General features: G+C 76.5%; 15 protein-coding genes. 6 read left to right on the forward strand and 9 right to left on the reverse strand.

The genetic code is table 11. From position 1 onward, the window contains the following. Positions 1-18: 18 nt before the first annotated feature. Positions 19-636, reverse strand: a complete 618-nt coding sequence (locus tag HNR12_RS07000; RefSeq protein WP_179766726.1) for an acyl-CoA-like ligand-binding transcription factor — start codon at positions 634-636, stop codon at positions 19-21. Positions 637-824: 188 nt separating this feature from the next. On the opposite strand from HNR12_RS07000, the gene HNR12_RS07005 reads away from it, so the two are divergent. After that, entirely contained in the window at positions 825-1,886 is a 1,062-nt protein-coding gene (locus HNR12_RS07005; protein WP_179766727.1) for a VOC family protein, read from the forward strand. A gap of 113 nt (positions 1,887-1,999) precedes the next feature. On the opposite strand, the gene HNR12_RS07010 is transcribed toward HNR12_RS07005, so the two are convergent. The 4 genes from HNR12_RS07010 to HNR12_RS07025 all read right to left on the reverse strand — a co-directional run bounded on the left by HNR12_RS07010 (position 2,000) and on the right by HNR12_RS07025 (position 6,173). After that, positions 2,000-2,857, reverse strand: a complete 858-nt coding sequence (locus tag HNR12_RS07010) for an SAM-dependent methyltransferase (protein WP_308118358.1) — start codon at positions 2,855-2,857, stop codon at positions 2,000-2,002. 254 nt (positions 2,858-3,111) lie between these two features. Beyond that, positions 3,112-4,083: a zinc-dependent alcohol dehydrogenase family protein gene (locus HNR12_RS07015; RefSeq protein ID WP_217781997.1), complete on the reverse strand. Its 972-nt coding sequence runs from the start codon at positions 4,081-4,083 to the stop codon at positions 3,112-3,114. Positions 4,084-4,270: 187 nt separating this feature from the next. Next, positions 4,271-4,741 (reverse strand): GreA/GreB family elongation factor, encoded by a 471-nt coding sequence (locus HNR12_RS07020; protein WP_179766728.1) that lies wholly within the window; start codon positions 4,739-4,741, stop codon positions 4,271-4,273. A gap of 169 nt (positions 4,742-4,910) precedes the next feature. After that, positions 4,911-6,173, reverse strand: a complete 1,263-nt coding sequence (locus HNR12_RS07025) for an NAD(P)/FAD-dependent oxidoreductase (RefSeq protein WP_179766729.1) — start codon at positions 6,171-6,173, stop codon at positions 4,911-4,913. A gap of 149 nt (positions 6,174-6,322) precedes the next feature. On the opposite strand from HNR12_RS07025, the gene HNR12_RS07030 reads away from it, so the two are divergent. Beyond that, the gene (locus HNR12_RS07030) at positions 6,323-7,873 is read left to right on the forward strand and encodes a PucR family transcriptional regulator (protein ID WP_179766730.1); all 1,551 of its coding nucleotides are present in this window, start codon (positions 6,323-6,325) and stop codon (positions 7,871-7,873) included. A 21-nt stretch (positions 7,874-7,894) separates the two neighbouring features. On the opposite strand, the gene HNR12_RS07035 is transcribed toward HNR12_RS07030, so the two are convergent. The 4 genes from HNR12_RS07035 to HNR12_RS07050 all read right to left on the reverse strand — a co-directional run bounded on the left by HNR12_RS07035 (position 7,895) and on the right by HNR12_RS07050 (position 11,431). Further along, positions 7,895-9,082, reverse strand: coding sequence for a DUF418 domain-containing protein (locus tag HNR12_RS07035; protein ID WP_338119737.1), 1,188 nt, complete (start codon positions 9,080-9,082; stop codon positions 7,895-7,897). Positions 9,083-9,195: 113 nt separating this feature from the next. Continuing rightward, a complete protein-coding gene (locus HNR12_RS07040) occupies positions 9,196-9,540 on the reverse strand; it encodes an AbrB/MazE/SpoVT family DNA-binding domain-containing protein (protein WP_179766731.1) in 345 nt (114 codons plus the stop codon). Between the two features lie 38 nt (positions 9,541-9,578). After that, positions 9,579-10,970: an ABC transporter substrate-binding protein gene (locus tag HNR12_RS07045; RefSeq protein ID WP_218901883.1), complete on the reverse strand. Its 1,392-nt coding sequence runs from the start codon at positions 10,968-10,970 to the stop codon at positions 9,579-9,581. A gap of 77 nt (positions 10,971-11,047) precedes the next feature. Further along, entirely contained in the window at positions 11,048-11,431 is a 384-nt protein-coding gene (locus HNR12_RS07050; RefSeq protein WP_179766732.1) for a hypothetical protein, read from the reverse strand. Between the two features lie 934 nt (positions 11,432-12,365). Between HNR12_RS07050 and HNR12_RS07055 the strand changes: the two genes are divergently transcribed. The 4 genes from HNR12_RS07055 (at position 12,366) to HNR12_RS07070 (ending at position 16,318) form a co-directional block, all read left to right on the forward strand. Continuing rightward, positions 12,366-12,854: a hypothetical protein gene (locus HNR12_RS07055; protein WP_179766733.1), complete on the forward strand. Its 489-nt coding sequence runs from the start codon at positions 12,366-12,368 to the stop codon at positions 12,852-12,854. Continuing rightward, positions 12,854-13,480, forward strand: a complete 627-nt coding sequence (locus HNR12_RS07060; protein ID WP_179766734.1) for an NAD(P)-dependent oxidoreductase — start codon at positions 12,854-12,856, stop codon at positions 13,478-13,480. The genes HNR12_RS07055 and HNR12_RS07060 overlap by 1 nt, the downstream gene beginning before the upstream one ends. Before the next feature lie 113 nt (positions 13,481-13,593). After that, positions 13,594-14,208 (forward strand): PadR family transcriptional regulator, encoded by a 615-nt coding sequence (locus HNR12_RS07065; RefSeq protein ID WP_179766735.1) that lies wholly within the window; start codon positions 13,594-13,596, stop codon positions 14,206-14,208. A 127-nt stretch (positions 14,209-14,335) separates the two neighbouring features. Then, positions 14,336-16,318, forward strand: coding sequence for an ABC1 kinase family protein (locus HNR12_RS07070; RefSeq protein WP_179766736.1), 1,983 nt, complete (start codon positions 14,336-14,338; stop codon positions 16,316-16,318). Positions 16,319-16,398 lie beyond the last annotated feature (80 nt).

Here is a 16,398-nt window from a genome sequence, read left to right on the forward strand (position 1 = left end):
GGGACGCGGCGGGGCGGGCTACAGCGCCGCCCCCTCCGCCAGGTGCGCGAGCGCGTCGTCCAGGTCGGCCATGGGGTCGCCGCCGGGCTCCTGCGACCAGCGCAGGAACGCCGCGAGGGCCACACCCAGCACGGCGCCGGTCAGCGCCCGGATCGCGGGGTCCTCGGGGGTGCGGCCGGTGCGCTCGGCGACGAGTTCGCCCAGGACCTCCAGGCCCTTGGCCAGGAGCCCGGCGTTGGCCGCCCACAGCTCGGGCACGAGGACCAGCCCGGCGTCGCGGTCGCGGCGCGCCGCCCGCTCCTCCGGGGACAGCTCGGCGAACACGGCGCGCAGGGTCTCGCGGAGGGCCTGCAGGGCGCTGAGGTGGGCGGGCTGCTCGGTGAAGACGCGCACGATCAGCGGGCGCAGCGCGTAGTGGTCGTCCAGCGCCGCCAGCTCCTCCTTGGTCGCGAAGTAGCGGAACACCGTGCTGGGCGCGACCTCGGCGGCCTCGGCGATCTGCTCGACGGTGGTGGCGTGGAACCCCTGCTCGCGGAACAGCCGCAGCGCCTGCCGTTGGATCTCGGTCCGCGTCTTCGCCTTCTTGCGCTCACGCAGCCCGGTGGCGGGTGGGCGGTGCTCAGGGCTGGGTGTCATGTGTGGTTCCGCGTGGTCGGGTGGGGCGTTGCCGCCGACGGGACGGCGCGCGGACGGGCCGCGGCTCGGGCGGCTCCCAGCCTAACGTCCCGCCCACGGCGGGGAACGAAAACGAGAGTCGACTCCCAAAAGGCAGTAGTATCCCAGTTGATATCGGGTATCACACGCATCGGACCCTAGGAGCCGCCATGGCCGCCCCCTCCTCGCCCTCCGCCCGGGCCTCCGCCGGGTCGCGCGCCGCTCCGGTGATCACGGGGCTGCACCACGTGGGCCACGTGGTGCGCGACATCGCCGCGGCCACCGCCGTGTACCGGCGCCTGGGGTTCGCCCTGCCGCCCGCCGCGTTCCCGGCGCTGCCCGCCGACGACGGCGGCCCGCCCCGCGCCCTGGGCGCGGGCAACACCCGCGCGGTGTTCGCGCGCGGCTTCGTGGAACTGGCGACGGTCCTCGGTCCCGGGGACACGGCGGGCGAGGGCGTCCATCTGCACCCGCTGGCCGTCCCGCCCGAGGCCCGCGCGCGCCTGACCGAAAGCGCCGGGCGGACCACCGAGCGGCTGCGTGCCGCCCTCGGCCGCTTCGAGGGGCTGCACATCCTCGCCTTCCACACCCCCGACGCCGACGCCGCGGCGGCGCGGCTGACGGCCGAGGGGATCGGCCACAGCGGGGTGCACCGCCTGCGGCGGCCGGCGGCCTCGGGGGAGGGCGGGCGCCCGGTCGAGGTCGGCTACCTGGAACTGGACGACGCGCCGGGGCGCACCCCCGAGGGGCGCCTCGCGGTCGCCGAGGCCGCGCCGACGGGCACGGCCGAGGGCGCGGAGAGGGGCGAGGGGGCGGCCGGGCCCGCGCACCCGAACGGCGCCGTGGCGCTGGTGGAGTCGGTCCTGTGCGTCCCCGACGGCGAACTCCACCGCTACGCCGACCGGTACGCGGCCTACCTCGGCCGGACGGCACGGGGCGAGGGCGGTGTGCGCGCGTTCGACCTCGGCGCATCCCGCCTCGTCCTGGCCACCCCCGCGGGCCTGGACTCCATCGTGCCCGGCCACCGGCGCGGCGGCGCGCCGCCGTTCTTCGCCGCCTACGGCGTGGAGGTGGGCGACCTCGGCGCGGCAACGGCCCACCTGCGGCGCAACGCCGTGCCGTTCCGCGAGGCGCGCGGCGGCGCCGAGGTCCACGTGCCGGCCGCGTTCGCCCTGGGGGCCGCGGTGGTCCTGCGGCAGGAAGCGGCTTCGGCCGGGGGCGGGCCGGTGTAGGAGTGCGGGCGCGCCGTGGCGGGGCCGCCGGGCGGGCGCCCACACAGGGGCGTTGCGCCCGACGGCCCTCGCGGGCGGCCCGCCCGCCGGCCGGGGCGCCCGGTGCCGCCGGGCTACGGCTTCACGGCGACCCCCGCGTGCTCCCAGATCGGCTTGTCGCCCGGGCGCTCCACCGGGGCCACCCCGGCGCGCCGCCAGGTGTCGCAGTCGACCAGCACCGCGGGGTAGGAGTCGTCCTCGGTGGGCGACACCACCCGCAGCCCCTCGACCGCCTGCGCGCACTCCTCGGGTGAGCGCACCCGCCCCCAGGGCGTCCCCGAGGCCAGCACACCGGCCGTGAAGTCCTGGGCCCGCTCGGGGCGGTCGGAGCACAGGTGGGAGTACACCAGCGCCGACCCCGACGGGAACGGCTCCAGGTATCGGCGCACGAGATCGAAGGGGTTGTCGTGGTCGGGGATGCAGTGCAGCAGCGAGACCAGCATCAGGCACACCGGTTCGTCGGTGCGGACCAGGCGGCGGGTGTCGTCGGCGGACATCACCGTCTCCACGTCGCGCAGGTCGGCGGTGATCACGGCGGTGTGGTCGTTCTCGGCCAGCAGCGCGCGGGCGTGGGCGAGCACCATGGGGTCGATGTCGACGTAGAGCACGCGGGCGTCGGGCGCGGCCCGCTGGGCGACCTGGTGGGTGTTCTCCACGGTGGGCAGGCCCGACCCCAGGTCCAGGAACTGGCGCAGGCCCAGGGTGGTGGCCGCGTAGGTGACCGCGCGCGACAGGAAGGCGCGGTTCTCGTGCGCCAGCACCGTGGTGCCGGGGTTGATCTCCTCGACCCGGGTGGCGAGGTCGCGGTCGAGCTGGAAGTTGTCCTTGCCGCCCAGCAGCGCGTCATAGGCGCGGGCGATGGTGGGCCGGCTGGTGTCGATCTGCTGCGGAGCCGATGCGTCGGTCATCAGGCGGGGGGCCTCTCGTGTCACGCGTCCTTTTGGCACCCGACTCTACGGTCGCGGCGGACTCCTGATGACCCGTTTCGGCGGTGCTGCAAGGTTTCCGGAGCATCGTCCGAGATGGGGGCGGTGGGGACCGCTGCGACCCGGCGTGCCGGTTCCGCCCCGCCTGCCCCGGCCGCCCGCCGCCGTGGTCTCGGCGCGCGGCCAAGAGCGGTGCACGCCCCCTTCTCCCCCGCCCGGCCCGCGGCGTCCGAGGGCCCGGGCGGGCGCCGTGCCCCGGGTCAGAAGACGATCAGCGGCTTGCCCCCGCCGGCCGGTGGGCGCCGCAGCGCCGCCCGCAGGTCGCCGAAGGGGTGCTCCGCGCCGACACGCGTGGCCAGCCGCCCCGCCCGCAGGTGGGCGAAGGCGCGGTCGAACAGGCCGAGCAGCTGCGGACGGGGCGCGCCGTGGACCAGCCGCCGCAGGTGGAAGGGCACGATCCGGGGGTCGGCGGCACCCCCGGCCGCGGCCGGGATCGGCCGCCCCGACAGCAGCCCGTACTGCACCAGCCGCCCGTGGGGGGCCAGCCGGTCGAGCAGCGCCGCCCCCAGCGGTCCGCCGACGCAGTCGAACACCACGTCGGCGCCGTCCGCCGGCAGCAGCGCCGCCAGCTCGCGCGGCCACCCGGGCGCGCCCAGCCGGACCACGCCAGCCCACAGGCCGGGATCGGCCACGCTCCGCCCGGGTGTGCCGCGCGTCAGCCCGACGGCGGGCACGCCGCGCAGGGCGAGCAGTTCGGCCAGCTGCCCGGCGATCGCCGAGGAGGCCGCCGTGACCACCGCCGCGCGCGTCCGGGGCGGGACGAACAGGTCCACCATCGCCAGCGCCGTCAGCGGGTTGACGTAGGCGAAGCACGCGGCGCGGTCGGCGATGTCGTCGGGCACCGGCACGCACCAGCCCGCCTCGACGCGCTTGTGCTCCTGCCAGGCCCCGGCCGAGCCGATGGGCAGCACGCGCCGGCCGGCCAGGTTCTCGGGCACGCCGACACCGGTGGCGGCGACCACGCCGACGCCCTCGAAGCCCGGGACGAACGGGAACACCGTCCGCGACGGGTAGACGCCCGCGATGGTGAGCAGGTCGGAGGGGTTCACCGTGGCCGCGGTCATGCGCACCACGACCTCGCCGGGCCCGGGCCGGGGGCGTTCGCGCCGCTCCAGCTCCACCACCTCGGCCGCCGCGCCCGCGCGCACCGCCACCGCCGCGGTCATCGGCATCGCGGGCCTCCCCTCCGGCCGCCGCGCGCGGGCGGCCTTGGGGCATTCTCCCGCCGTCCGCCGCCCGCGCGGCCCCCGGGCCGGCCTCCGGCGGGGTGCCCGGTTCCCCGCCGCCGCCCGGCCCTCCCCCTGCTCGGGCACCGCCTCCCAACGGTGCCCGGCCCTCGGGCCGGGCGGCGGTCCCTCGTCAGCCCCGGGCCGCGTCGGCGGCGCCCTCGGCGCGGTAGGGCGTCGCGCGGAGCAGGGTGACGGTCACGGTGCGCCCGTTGGGCGCGCGGTAGGAGCGCCGCTCGCCCTGGCGGGCTCCGAGCAGGGCCGCGCCCAGCGGCGACTCCGGCGAGTAGACCGTCATGTCCTCCTCGCCCGCGCGGTCGCGCACGCCCAGCAGGAACGTCTCGGGCTCGCCGCCGTCGCCGTAGTCGACGGTCAGCACCATGCCGGGTTCGGCCACGCCGTCGTCGGGCGGCGCCTGGCCGACCACGGCGTCCTTGAGCAGTTCCTGGATGCGCGCGACGCGCGCCTTGCGGGCCGCCTCGTCGGGGTAGGCGCCGAACTCCGCCGCTCCGGCGGCGTCGCCGGCCGGTCCGGAGAGGAAGTCCAGTTCGCGGCGGAGCCGGTCGTAGGTCGCCGGGGTCAGCCAGTGCGTGGTACGGGCCATGCGGTTCTCTCGTTTCACGAAGAAGACCGGGACCGCGGACGGGCGGACGCGAGAAGCGGTCCGCACGTCCGCGGCGCGGCACTGCGGGAGTACTCGGATGTCGGATATGCGGCCGCCGGCCCCGGCACGGTGCGGTGCGGGGCCGGCGGCCGCGGGGCGGCGCGGCGGGTCAGCGCAGGGGGTCGAGCGGTCTCAGGGCGTCGGGGGTCTTCCCGGTGCTGATGGCCTCGGCCAGCAGCCGCCCGGTCACCGGGCCCTGGGTCAGCCCCCACATGCCGTGCCCGCCGGCCACGTAGAGCCCGGGGACGCGGGTGCGCCCCACGAGCGGCAGGCCGTCGTCGGTGACCGGCCGCGGACCCACCCACTCGTCGCTGCGCTCCTCCAGGCGCAGGCCCCGCAGGAACCCGCGCGCGGAGTCGGCGATGGCCCGGGGCCGGGCGGGGTTGACCGGGGCGTCGGGCGAGTGGAACTCCATCGTCCCGGCCAGGCGCAGGCCGCCGCTGTGCGGCGTGCAGGCCACCCGCACCTCGGGCAGGTACACCGGCCCGGCGAACGGCTGCGCGGTGGGCACCAGGAAGCTGTAGCCGCGCCCGGCGCCCATGGCCACCCGGATGCCCCACTCGCCGCCCTGGCGGCCCAGCCACGCTCCGGTCGCCACGACCACCGCACCCGCCGATTCGGTCTCGCCCTGGGTGGAGCGCACGGTCAGGCCGGTGCCGCTGTCGTACTCCAGGCCGGCGACCTCGAAGTCCTCGACCACGGTGCCGCCCCGCCGGCGTACGGACGCCGCCAGGGCCTCGGTGAACACGCCGGGGTTGAGGTAGCGCTGGCCCTCGATGCGCACGCCGGCGCGGACCCGCTCGGCGGCCTGGGGCAGCGCCGCGTGCGCCTGCGCGCCGGTCAGCGCGTCGAACCGCAGCGGCAGTCCCGCGGCGGCGGCTCCCCGCAGCTCGGCGAGCAGGTGGGCGGCGGCGCGCTCGGAGGAGAACAGCGCCGTGATGGGCGAGGTGGTGTCGCCGACGGCGACCCCGGCGTCGGCCAGGACGTCGTAGGCCTCAAGGCAGGCGCGGTTGAGCGGAAGGGTCCCCTCCAGGGCGCGCCGCCACGCCGAGGCGCGGCTGTTGAGGGCGAACCGGGTGAGGAACCGGACCAGCCCCGGCTCGGTGAGGGAGGCGATGGACAGCGGCGCGCGCGGGTCCACCAGCGCCCGCGCGCCGTAGCGCACCACGCCCGGCTCGTTGAGCGGCAGGGCCAGGCCCGGCGACAGCCAGCCGGCGTTGCCCCAGGACGCGCCCGAGGCCACCCGGCCGCGGTCGACGACCGTCACCCCGATGCCGTTCTCCTGCAGGAACCACGCGGTGGACAGCCCGACGACTCCGGCGCCGACAACGACGACGGTGTCCGGAATCCCGGCGCTCCGGGTCCCCTCCATATGCGGTCTTCTCCTCAGCCAACCAGTAGCCAACCAGTGGTAGTCGCACGTTCAGCGTCGCCCACCCCGGCCGCCCGCGCATTGTCCCAGCCTGCCGAAATGCGGCTAGCCTCTTGTCGGGAGCGGACAACGGCGTCAGGAGGCGCGGCATGATTCGCCTGGAGCGGCTGCTGGCCATCCTCGGCGGGTACGGGGCCCGGTCGGTCGGCGCGCGGCCCCGGCCGGGCGCGCTGGTGCGCGGGGTCGCCGTGCACGACGCCACCCGCCCCGAACCCGACCAGGGCGACATCTTCCTGGCGGTGGGCGTGCCGGACGCGGCCGAGGCCCTGGACCTGGCGCTGCGCGCGGGCGCCGAGACCGCCGTGGTGCGGGGCGCGGCCGATGAGCGCTGCCCCGCGGCGCACCGCGCCCGGAAGCGCGGGACCGTGCTGCTGGCGGTCGACCCGGCGGTGTCGTGGAGCCAGGTGGCGGGCATCGTTTTCGGGCTGGTCCTGGAGGGCGGCGAGACGGAGTCGGGGCGCGGCCCCGCCGACCTCCCCTCGCTGGCCGACACCATCGCCGCGCGGGTGGGCGCGCCCGTGACCATCGAGGACCGCCGCTTCCGGGTGCTGGCGCACTCCGACGGCCAGGAGTCGGCCGACCGGGCGCGCCTGGAGACGATCCTGGGCCGGCGCGTGCCCCCGGACGTGCAGCGCCACCTTGAGGACGCGGGGGTGGTCGCGCGGCTGGCCGCCTCGGTGGAGCCGGTGTTCGTGCCGCCCTCCGCCGAACACGGGCTGCGCGGCCGCACCGCCATCGCGGTCCGGGCGGGCCGGGAGACGTTGGGGTCGCTGTGGGCGATGGCCGAGCGTCCGCTGGACGCCGAGCGGTCGGCGCTGCTGAAGGAGGGCGCGCACACGGTCGCCCTGCACCTGCTGCGCACGCGGGTGAGCGCCGACCTGGAGCGCCAGGTGGAGTCCGACTTGGTCACCCGGCTGCTGGAGGGGGGAATCGACCCCACGGAGTCGGCGAGCCGGCTGGGGCTGATCTCCGAGAGCCACCGCGTCATCGCGCTGCAGGCGCACACCCCCGGGGAGCGGCACGCGGCGGCGCTGATGGCGTTCGAGCGCGCCACCACGGGCTTCGGGTGGTCGCGGGCCGCGCGCAGCACGATCTTCGGCAGCACCGTCTACACGCTGCTGCCGTGCGGCGGCGACCCCGCCCCGGCCCGCGAGTGGCTGCGGGCCACCTGCGCGGGCCTGCCCGACCACGTGCTGGTGCACGCGGGTATCGGCGGCCCGGCCGACCTCCCCCGGCTGCCCGACAGCCGGCGCGAGGCCGACGAGAGCCTGAACCTGCACTCCACGCTGGGCGCCGGCGCCCCGGCCGTCGCCTACGACGAGTCCTGGGACGCGGTCCTGCTGCACCGCCTGCGCCTGGCCTCCACCTCGGGGCGCCGCCCGGCCGAGGGGCCCGCGGCCGAACTGGCCCGGCACGACGCCGAGCGCGGCACCCGCTACGTGCCCACGCTGCGGGCCTGGCTGCGCGCCCAGGGCGACCCCAACGAGGCCGCCCGCGCGCTGGGGGTGCACCCCAACACGGTGCGGCACCGCATGCGCCGGATGGCCGAACTCGCCGACCTGCGCCTGGCCGACCACGGCGCCCGCTTCGCCCTGGCGATCGCCCTGGAGACCCTGCCGGAGGCGGATGCGCAGGGGTGAGCCGCAAGGGCGGCGGGCCGCTCAGGCGGAGCCGGCGCGCGGCCGCCGGGGGTAGGCCAGCCAGCGGAGCAGCACCTCGGCGGGGCCGCGGCGGCCCGCCCGGCGCATGAGGTCGGCGGCGACGACCGCGGCGACCCAGCTCGCGGCGGCCACCGCCGTGGCGCCCGCGAGGCCGAGGTCGTCCTGCAGCCCCAGGCCGAAGGGGAAGAACACGAAGGTGAACACCACCGACTGCGCCAGGTACACGGTCATCGACCGCTGCCCCAGCGCCTGAAGGGCGGTGGTGAGGGGGCCCCGGCTGCGGGCGGCGGCGATGGCGGCCAGGGCGACGGCGCCCGCCATGGCGATGCCGCCGAAGTAGCCGGTGAGCGGCTGGACCAGCGACGCCGCGCCCACCGCCGCCGCCGGCGGGTCGGCCCACACACCCGCCTGCATGGCGGCGGCGGGCAGCGCGCCGAGGACGGACACCCCGGTCGCCGCCGCCGTGAAGCGGACGAGGAGGCCGCGGTGGCGCTCCGGCTCCTCCAGGTAGCGGCGGCGCGCCGCCCACATGCCGAACACGACCGCCGGAGCCACCGAGACGACCGCGACCGCCAGGCCGAAGGGCCAGGCCGCCAGCCGGTCGGCGAGCATCTCTACCGCGCCCCGGTCGCCGGCGGCGATGCTGCCGACGGTGTAGCTGGAGACGCCTTGCGTCAGGGGCAGCCACACGCTCATGGCCGTCAGCAGGGTGGCGGGGACCAGGAGGACGCCGCCCGTCCACAGCAGGGTGGCGTCCCGGGCCCGCAGCAGCCCGACGAGCAGGACCCCCGCGATCCCGTAGGCGGCGAGGATGTCGATCGGCACCAGCAGCACGACGTGGGCGAAACCGATGGCCGCCAGCCACCACCCCCGGCGGCGCAGCAGGCGCCGCGTCCGCGGCCAGTCGGCGCCGCGCCGGGTCTGGCGGTCGTAGAGCTGGACCAGGGCGTAGCCGTAGAGGAACGCGAACATCGGGCGCGCGTGGTTGTGAACGAACAGCAGGTGGAAGACGCCGGCGATGTCGTTGGCCAGGGCCGGGCCGCGCTCGACGGCGGTGACGAAGAGCGGCGCGTGCGCCACCGCGATGGCGAGCAGCATGACACCGCGGGCGAGGTCGGGGGCCAGTGCGCGGTCGACGGCGCCGGTCGCGCCGCGGGCGGGTGCCGGTGCCGGTGTCGGCGTACTCACGGGTGACTCCTCAGAGGTGGGTGGGGGCGCCGCGCTGCAGGGCGCGGCGGCGTGTCACTGAGAGCGCGAGGGGGGGTCAAGCGTGCTGGGCGGGCGCCGGGGGCGGTCGGCGGTTACCGGCCGTGCGCACCGCCCTCCCCGTCACCGCTGCCGCCGCCTTCCTCGGCGCCCTCCGCGGGCCCGGGGGCGCCGGCGGGCCCCGCGGCGTCCGATGCCCCGGCGACCTGCTGGATCTGCTGGAGCAGGGCGGAGGAGCCCTGGAGGTTGCGCATGAGGTGGTCGAGCTTCATCGGCGCGAGCCCCTGTTCGGGGTCGCCCAGCACGAGCAGCTTGTCCCTCGGGCCGATCTCCAGGTCCCGCCGGGCCCGGGCCGGGATGACGATCTGCCCGCGCTCGCTCACCGTGACGGCCCCGTAGAAGCCGCGTCCGTAGAACGGCGCCTGCTCAGCCGGAGCCATCGCCCCACCTCTCTCACATCAAAAAGCATGTTTGCAAATCAGATCAGGTAAATCATACCAATAGCGGCCGCAGTGGCGCCCAAGGGGGCCGGGCGGCCGCGAGGGATGCGCCGGCGCAGGAGGCGCGCAGCCGGGCCTGGCGCCAGGCGCCGGCGACGGGAGGCCGCCCCGCCGCGGGAACGCCGCGCCGCCGCCCCTGCCCGGGGCGGCTGCGCGGCCGGGGCGCGGCGCGGGTCAGCCCGCGGGGAGCAGGTCCGCGGTGACGGGCACGTGCGGGGCCGTGGGGTTGGCGACGACGTGCAGTTCGTGGCCGTCGGCGGTTTGGGATGCCACTGACCGCCGGCGAGGGGCACGCGGGCGACGTTCGGGCTGTCCCCGGCGGTCCAGTCCAGCGGGCCCACCACGGTCTCCAGCCGGGTGCGGGAGAGGGCCGCCGCGACGGACGCGCGGTCGGTGGGGTCGTCGGCGCGGGACAGCGCGTGGTGGGCGACGTCGACCAGCGCGTGCGCGAGGCCGAGGGGCTGCAGCCACATCCGGCCGGTTGCCTGCTGGTAGGCGTCGGCCAGCTCGGCGCTGGTGGTGCCGTCGACCGACGACCGGTGCGGGTGCCGCGGGGTCCAGTAGACCAGGGTCGCGACCCGGGCGCGGACCAGGCCCTCGAAGGCCGCGCGGTCGCGCGGGGCCGGGGCGGATTCGGCGTGGGGGTAGGTCAGCCAGCGCGAGCAGGTGAGCAGCCGCAGGTCCAGCCCTGCTTCGCGCGCCCGCTGGTGGAACCGCGCGAGGTCGGCGCCGGTGGCCGCGCTGGTGACCGCGTTGACGTCGTGGCGGCGCAGGTGCTCGACGCAGGCGCCGAAGTCGGCGGTGCCCTCGCGGTAGGCGCCGGGGTCGACCAGGGGGCGGCCCCGCTCCGCCGCCACGGGCGCGAACCAGCGGCGCAGGAGGTCGCCCTGGAGTTCGTCGTTCCACAGGCAGGCGACCCGGCGGACGCCGCCCACGCGCTCCCACATGTCGGCGAAGACCGCGGCGATGTCCTCCAGCCCCCAGGCGAAGTGGTAGGTCCACCGGTCGCGTTCGGCTGCGGTGCGGCAGTGCTCGTAGGCCTGCCGGGGGAACGTGGTGGACAGGCACGGGGTGCGCAGGTCGGCGCAGGCGTCGGCCACGGCGGGCAGCACCTGGGTGCCGGCCATGGTGATGACGATGTGGGCGCCCTCGTCGGTCACCAGCTCCTTGACCGCCTGCCGGGCGTGGTCGGGGTCGGACCGGCTGTCGCGGACGGCGATGTGGACGGGCAGCCGGTGCGCGCCGGCGCGCACCGGGGGCAGCAGCGGTGCCAGGCGGCGCAGGACGAAGGACAGGGGGTCGCCGAGCCGGGCCAGCCGGCCGGTCAGGGGGACAACGGCGGCGATGCACAGCCGCGGGTCGGTCCGCATGGTCACCTCGGTCACGGTCGTGGGGCGAAGAGGGGGTGGGGGCCCGGCCGCACCGGGCCCCCGGCGGCACGCACGTCCTAGCGGTGGTCGACGGTGACGCAGGTGGTGCGGCTCAGCACCGAGACGGTCTCGTTGCCGCAGTTGTTGCTGTGGCCGGAGGCGTTCCGGGCGAACAGCAGGTTGGAGAGGGTGCCCCCGCTGGGTCCGGCCACGTCGCCGCCGCCCGGACCGCGCCCGGTGTCCTCGGTGAAGCAGTTGCGCTCCTTGAGGACCGCGACCTTGCCGGTGCCGCACAGGTTGGCGTGTCCGGAGGAGTTGCGGCCGGAGAGGTTGGACAGCAGACCGCCGGCCCCGGCGTCCGTGTCGCCCGTACTCGCATGGGCGACGGCGAGCCCGACAGGGGCGAGGAGGATACCGAAAACGGTCGCCGCGACCACGGTGGCCCTTTGGATTGTCCGCATAGTTCCTGCCTTGATATGCAATGGGGAATAGACCGGAAACGCACTCTCGCGCCCCAGGACATCGCAGAGCCTCACAGCGAAATCAGCTCGGAGACCGGGTTTTGTTCCGGCATTCGGGCGATGAATTCACGGTCGTAACCCGTGGCCGCGCGGGCGGCACAGGTGACACAACCGCCTGAATCAGTCCTTTCCTGACCGCAATCCCCGGCCTCCGGAACCGACCGTGTTACGGAGGACACACTCGGCGGCAAATCGACGGGCCAAAGCGGAGCGCCCCCCCCAAACAAAGGGAACCCGACGCACCGAAACCGCAATGGGGGACAAAAAGGGGATTCACTAAAATGAATTCACCTGAATTCGCGGGCAGCGGCATCACCGAGAGGAGGGAAAGGGGCGCGCGGTCAACGCCGGTCTCAGCCCGCACGTCCACACGGAACAGACCTCCGCCTGCCGGCATCTCCCACTGCGAGACAAAGCCAGCCGCTTACACGGCGATCCAGCATCCACGGTCACCCCGGCGGACGAAAAGCATGGATCGCCGTTCTCCAAAACCGGCATCGAGGACGCAACACCCGCCCGCGGAGTCCATTCGCCTCACCGTGGCCACCAAGGCGCGGGACAGCCTCCAGCACCCTCGTCACACAGGGTGGCGCCGGCCCTGATCATCGGCGGCATCGCCCTCGCGCGGGTGGCGTCGAGCGAGTAGCGGGCGGGCCCCGAATCCGGCCGGGGCCCTGGGCGGGCCGGGGCGACCCCCGGCCCGTCCGGGGCGACCACGCGGGGCACGCACGGACCGCCCATCCGCGCGCCCCCGGCCGTCCCGCCGCGCCGGCACCCGCCGGGCGGCGCCGTCCCCTCGCCACCGTCTCCCTCCTCTGTGCCGCACATTGTTATAGTGCGCAATGCACTATAGAACTACGCAATAGGAGTCCCCATGGCCCTGAGCCCCCCAAGGCGGCGCCTGCTGGCCGAGGCGTCCGCCACCGTGCCCGCTCCCCGCGACTCCGTGGCCGACCTGCTGCTGTCCGTGCGGTCCGGCCCGGCCGGACCCGACAACGGATGGCTCCTGATCGCCCGAGGCGGGCCCGAGAACCTCACGCTGACCGGCGGTCCCAACACCTTCACCGCGCACGCCCCCGACCACCGCTTCACCGTCGAGGTCGACCGCGCGCACCGCACCATCGCCCTCCAGGGCGGATGGTGGTACCGGGGCGAGTTCGCCGTGCAGCCCTGCCCCTCCGGCGCGCGGATCGTGCATCGCGTCTACGACGTCGCGCGGCGCGGCCGGTGGCTGGTCCCCCTGGCCAACCGGGGGTTCGTCGGCTTCCGCGCCGCCACCCAACGAGGGCTGGCGGACATCGCCGAGCGTGCCGCGGCCGAACTGTCCGGCCGCGCGCGGGGCCGTGCGGCGGGAGGGGCGTAATGCGGATCCTTGTCATCGGGGCCGCCGGGCGCACCGGCCGCCACGTGCTCGACCAGGGTGTGGCGCGCGGCCACGCCATCACCGCCTTCGCGCGCGACGGCGCGGCGCCGACCGGGGTCGCGGGGCTGCGCGCCGTCGTCAAGGGGGACGCGGCCCGCGCCGAGGACCTGCGCGCGGCCGTGCGGGAGCAGGACGCGGTGCTGTGCGCGGTGGGCGGCAGCGCCATCGCCCGCGCCCTCATCGAGGTCATGCCCGAGGCCGGGGTGCGCCGACTGGTCATGACCAGCAGCCGCTCGGTCACGGCCACCCGGCCCCGGCTCGCCGTGGGACTGGCGTGGCTGCGGTTCCGCGCCGTCTACGCCGACCTCGCCCGGGCCGAGGGCATGCTCCAGGCCAGCGGGCTGGACTGGCGCATCGTGCGGGCGGTGATGCTGGTCGACGGCCCCGCGGCGGGCGCCGTGCACATCGACCGCGCGGCCGACGCCACCGGCGGCGACTGGCGGCTCACCCGGGCCGACTACGCCCGCACCCTGCTCGACGTGGCCGAGGACGACACTGCGCGGCAGTCGGAGCTGGGCGTGGGCGGTCCGGCGCGCGGCCGGGGACCGGCACGGCGGGCACGGTAGTCGGGGCGGGGTCGTCGGAGTGCCGGGATCCGCGGGTCCACCCGGCCGGCGCTAGGCTGATCGGCGGCGGAGCTGACCGGGGTGGACGCGGTCACGGTGGATACGGAGGCGCGATGGCGGCGACTCGCCGAGGGGTCCGGGACCTCACCGGCCTGACCGTGCTGGCGCTGCTGCTCACCGGCCCGCGCCACCCCTACGAGCTGCACCGCGTCATCACCCAGACCCACAAGGACTTCGTCACCGGACTGCCGCGCAGCCTGTACCACGCGGTGGGCCGCCTGGAGCGGGACGAGTTCATCGAGGCGGTCGAGACCGAGCGCGAGGGGCACCGCCCCGAGCGCACGGTCTACCGCATCACCGACGAGGGGCGGCGGGAGTTGCGGTCGCGGCTGCGCTACCTGCTGGAGCGGCCCGACCCCGACACCACGCTGCTGGCCGCCGCCGTCTCCTTCATGGGCTGCCTGCCGACCGGGGAGGTGCGGTACTGCCTGCGCAGCCGCGCGGCGGCCCTGGAGGGCGCCATCGCGGGAGCCGACGCGCAGGCGGCCGACCTCCGGCGGGAGCTGCCCCGGCTGCTCCTGCTGGAGAACGAGTACACGCGGGCGGTGTGGGCGGCGGAGCTGGCCTGGGTGCGCGGGATTCTCGCCGACCTGGAGTCGGGCGCCCTGACCTGGCCCGATGACGCCGCGGAGCTGGCGGGGAGCGTGCCGGTGGAGGCCCGCGAGTAGCGGCCCCCAACCGGACCGGCCGGTCCCGGCCCGCGGGGCCGGCCGCCCTGGTTTCCCCCGCCCGAGGGAGCCCCCACCCCCCTGCCAGGGGATCCGTGCGCCCGGGGCCGCTGCCACGCTTGCCGCCATGCACCCCGCCGCTGTCACCACGCTTCCCCCCGCCCTTCTCGCGCCGGTGGTCTGGATCGCCGGCCTGGCCACCGCCATGGCCGTCGCCTGGGTCGCCGGCCTGGTCCTCGGTATCCGCGTGTCCGTGCCCCGCGCGCTGGCGGCGGGCTTCGCCGGCTTCGCCGTCGGCGGCGTCACCACCGAACTGGTCTCCCGCGCGCCCGGTGAGGCCGTGCCGATCGGCGTCGTGTCCTCCGGCGGGGTGGTCATCGCGGCCATGGCCGTCCTGGTGGTCGGCGAGGTGCTGTTCCCGACGGGTTCGCGGCTGCGTCCGCTGGCCCGGGCGAAGGGCGTGCGGGACGCCGCCGGCCGCGCCCTGCGCTACGCCGCCATCCTCCGCATCGCCGCACGGCACGGTCTGGGCCCCTACCTGGCGGGGCGGCGCGCCCCGTCGGCCGGGGACCGGCCCCGGCAGCGGCTGGCGGCCGCCCTGGCCGCCGCGCTGGAGGACGGCGGGGCGGCGTTCGTCAAGCTCGGCCAGGTCCTGGCCACCCGCCGCGACCTGCTTCCGCCGGTGTTCGTGGCGGAGCTGTCGCGGCTGCACAACCGCGTGGCGACCGTGCCGGCCGAGCAGGTGCGGGCCGTGCTGCGCGAGGAGCTGGGCGCTCCGGTGGAGGAGGTGTTCGCCGAGTTCGGTGCCGCTCCCCTGGCCTCGGCCTCCATCGCCCAGGCGCACACGGCGCGGCTGCGCGACGGCACGGCGGTGGTGGTGAAGGTGCAGCGGCCCGGGATCGCCCGCGCTGTGCGGCGTGACCTCGACATCCTCGGCAGGCTCGCGCGCTTCCTGCACGCCCGCGCGGCCTGGGCGCGGTCCATGGGGGTGCGCGACCTCGCCGACGGCTTCGCCGAGGCGCTGACCGAGGAGCTGGACTTTCGCGTGGAGGCCGCCAACATCGCCGCCGTGGCCGCCACCACCGACACCGCGCGCGTGGTGGTCCCCCGCGTGTTCGACGCCTACACCACGCGCCGCGTCCTGGTCATGGAGCGGCTGCCGGGCGTCGCGTTGAGCGCCGCCGGGACGGTACCGGAGGCAACCCAGGAGGACCGCGACGCCCTGGCCCGCACCCTGCTGGAGACCCTGCTGACGCAGGTCACCGAGCACGGCGTCTTCCACGCCGACCCGCACCCGGGCAACGTGCTGCTGCTGCCCGACGGCCGCCTGGGGCTGCTCGACTTCGGGGCGGTCGGGCGGTTGGACGCGGGCACCCGGGAGTGCCTGCGGTTCATGATGGCGGCGATCGACCGGGGCGACCCGGCGGGGCTGACCGACTCCCTGCTGGCGCTGGTGCCGCCCGAGGACGCCCGGGAGGTCGACGCGGACCGGCTGCGCCGCGCGCTGGGGCGGTTCATGGTCCAGCACCTGCACGAGGGCGCGGTGCCCGACGTCCGGATGTTCACCGACCTGGTCCTGCTGCCGGCCCGGCACCGGCTGCGGCTGCCGCCCGAGGTGGCGGCGGTCTTCCGCGCTCTGGGCACCCTGGAAGGGGTGCTGCGCGCCCTGTCTCCGACGTTCGACCTGGTCGGGCAGGCGCGCCGGTACGCGGCCGAGCGCGTCGGCGAGCGGCTGCGCCCGGATTCGCTGCGCGCGACGCTGACCGACGAGGTGGTCGCGCTGCTACCCACCCTGCGGCGGCTGCCGCGCCGCCTGGACCGGATCGCGGCCACGCTGGAGGAGGGCCGGCTGCGGGTCGAGGTGGGTCTGCTGGGCGGCGGCGCCGAACGCGCCTTCGTGGCCGGGCTGGCGCACCAGGCGATGCTCACCCTGCTGGCGATCGCGTCGGGCGCGTTGGGGGTGGCCCTGCTCGCGGTGCCCGGCGGGCCGGGCCTGACCCCGCGGACGTCGTTCTTCGACCTGCTGGGCTACCTGCTCATGGTGGTCGGCGGCGCTCTGGTCCTGCGGGTGCTGCTCGCCGTCTACCGCCGCCCGGCGACGGGGGCGTGAGGGGCCGCGGGTGCCGGTCCCCGTCCGGCGCCACGGCGGCCGGCCGGGTCCGGTGCTTCGGCCGCCGGTACCTCCATGCG

The organism is Streptomonospora nanhaiensis (genome assembly GCF_013410565.1).
In the GTDB taxonomy this organism is placed as follows: Bacteria; Actinomycetota; Actinomycetes; order Streptosporangiales; family Streptosporangiaceae; genus Streptomonospora; species Streptomonospora nanhaiensis.

Excerpts from the sequence above, each read along its gene's own strand:
- HNR12_RS07040 (WP_179766731.1), bottom strand. The coding sequence starts at position 9,540 with ATGGCTCCGGCTGAGCAGGCGCCGTTCTACGGACGCGGCTTCTACGGG.
- HNR12_RS07025 (WP_179766729.1), bottom strand. The coding sequence starts at position 6,173 with ATGGAGGGGACCCGGAGCGCCGGGATTCCGGACACCGTCGTCGTTGTC.
- HNR12_RS07005 (WP_179766727.1), top strand. The coding sequence starts at position 825 with ATGGCCGCCCCCTCCTCGCCCTCCGCCCGGGCCTCCGCCGGGTCGCGC.
- HNR12_RS07015 (WP_217781997.1), bottom strand. The coding sequence starts at position 4,083 with ATGCCGATGACCGCGGCGGTGGCGGTGCGCGCGGGCGCGGCGGCCGAG.
- HNR12_RS07030 (WP_179766730.1), top strand. The coding sequence starts at position 6,323 with ATGATTCGCCTGGAGCGGCTGCTGGCCATCCTCGGCGGGTACGGGGCC.
- HNR12_RS07070 (WP_179766736.1), top strand. The coding sequence starts at position 14,336 with ATGCACCCCGCCGCTGTCACCACGCTTCCCCCCGCCCTTCTCGCGCCG.
- HNR12_RS07020 (WP_179766728.1), bottom strand. The coding sequence starts at position 4,741 with ATGGCCCGTACCACGCACTGGCTGACCCCGGCGACCTACGACCGGCTC.
- HNR12_RS07055 (WP_179766733.1), top strand. The coding sequence starts at position 12,366 with ATGGCCCTGAGCCCCCCAAGGCGGCGCCTGCTGGCCGAGGCGTCCGCC.
- HNR12_RS07000 (WP_179766726.1), bottom strand. The coding sequence starts at position 636 with ATGACACCCAGCCCTGAGCACCGCCCACCCGCCACCGGGCTGCGTGAG.
- HNR12_RS07065 (WP_179766735.1), top strand. The coding sequence starts at position 13,594 with ATGGCGGCGACTCGCCGAGGGGTCCGGGACCTCACCGGCCTGACCGTG.
- HNR12_RS07050 (WP_179766732.1), bottom strand. The coding sequence starts at position 11,431 with ATGCGGACAATCCAAAGGGCCACCGTGGTCGCGGCGACCGTTTTCGGT.
- HNR12_RS07045 (WP_218901883.1), bottom strand. The coding sequence starts at position 10,970 with ATGCGGACCGACCCGCGGCTGTGCATCGCCGCCGTTGTCCCCCTGACC.
- HNR12_RS07060 (WP_179766734.1), top strand. The coding sequence starts at position 12,854 with ATGCGGATCCTTGTCATCGGGGCCGCCGGGCGCACCGGCCGCCACGTG.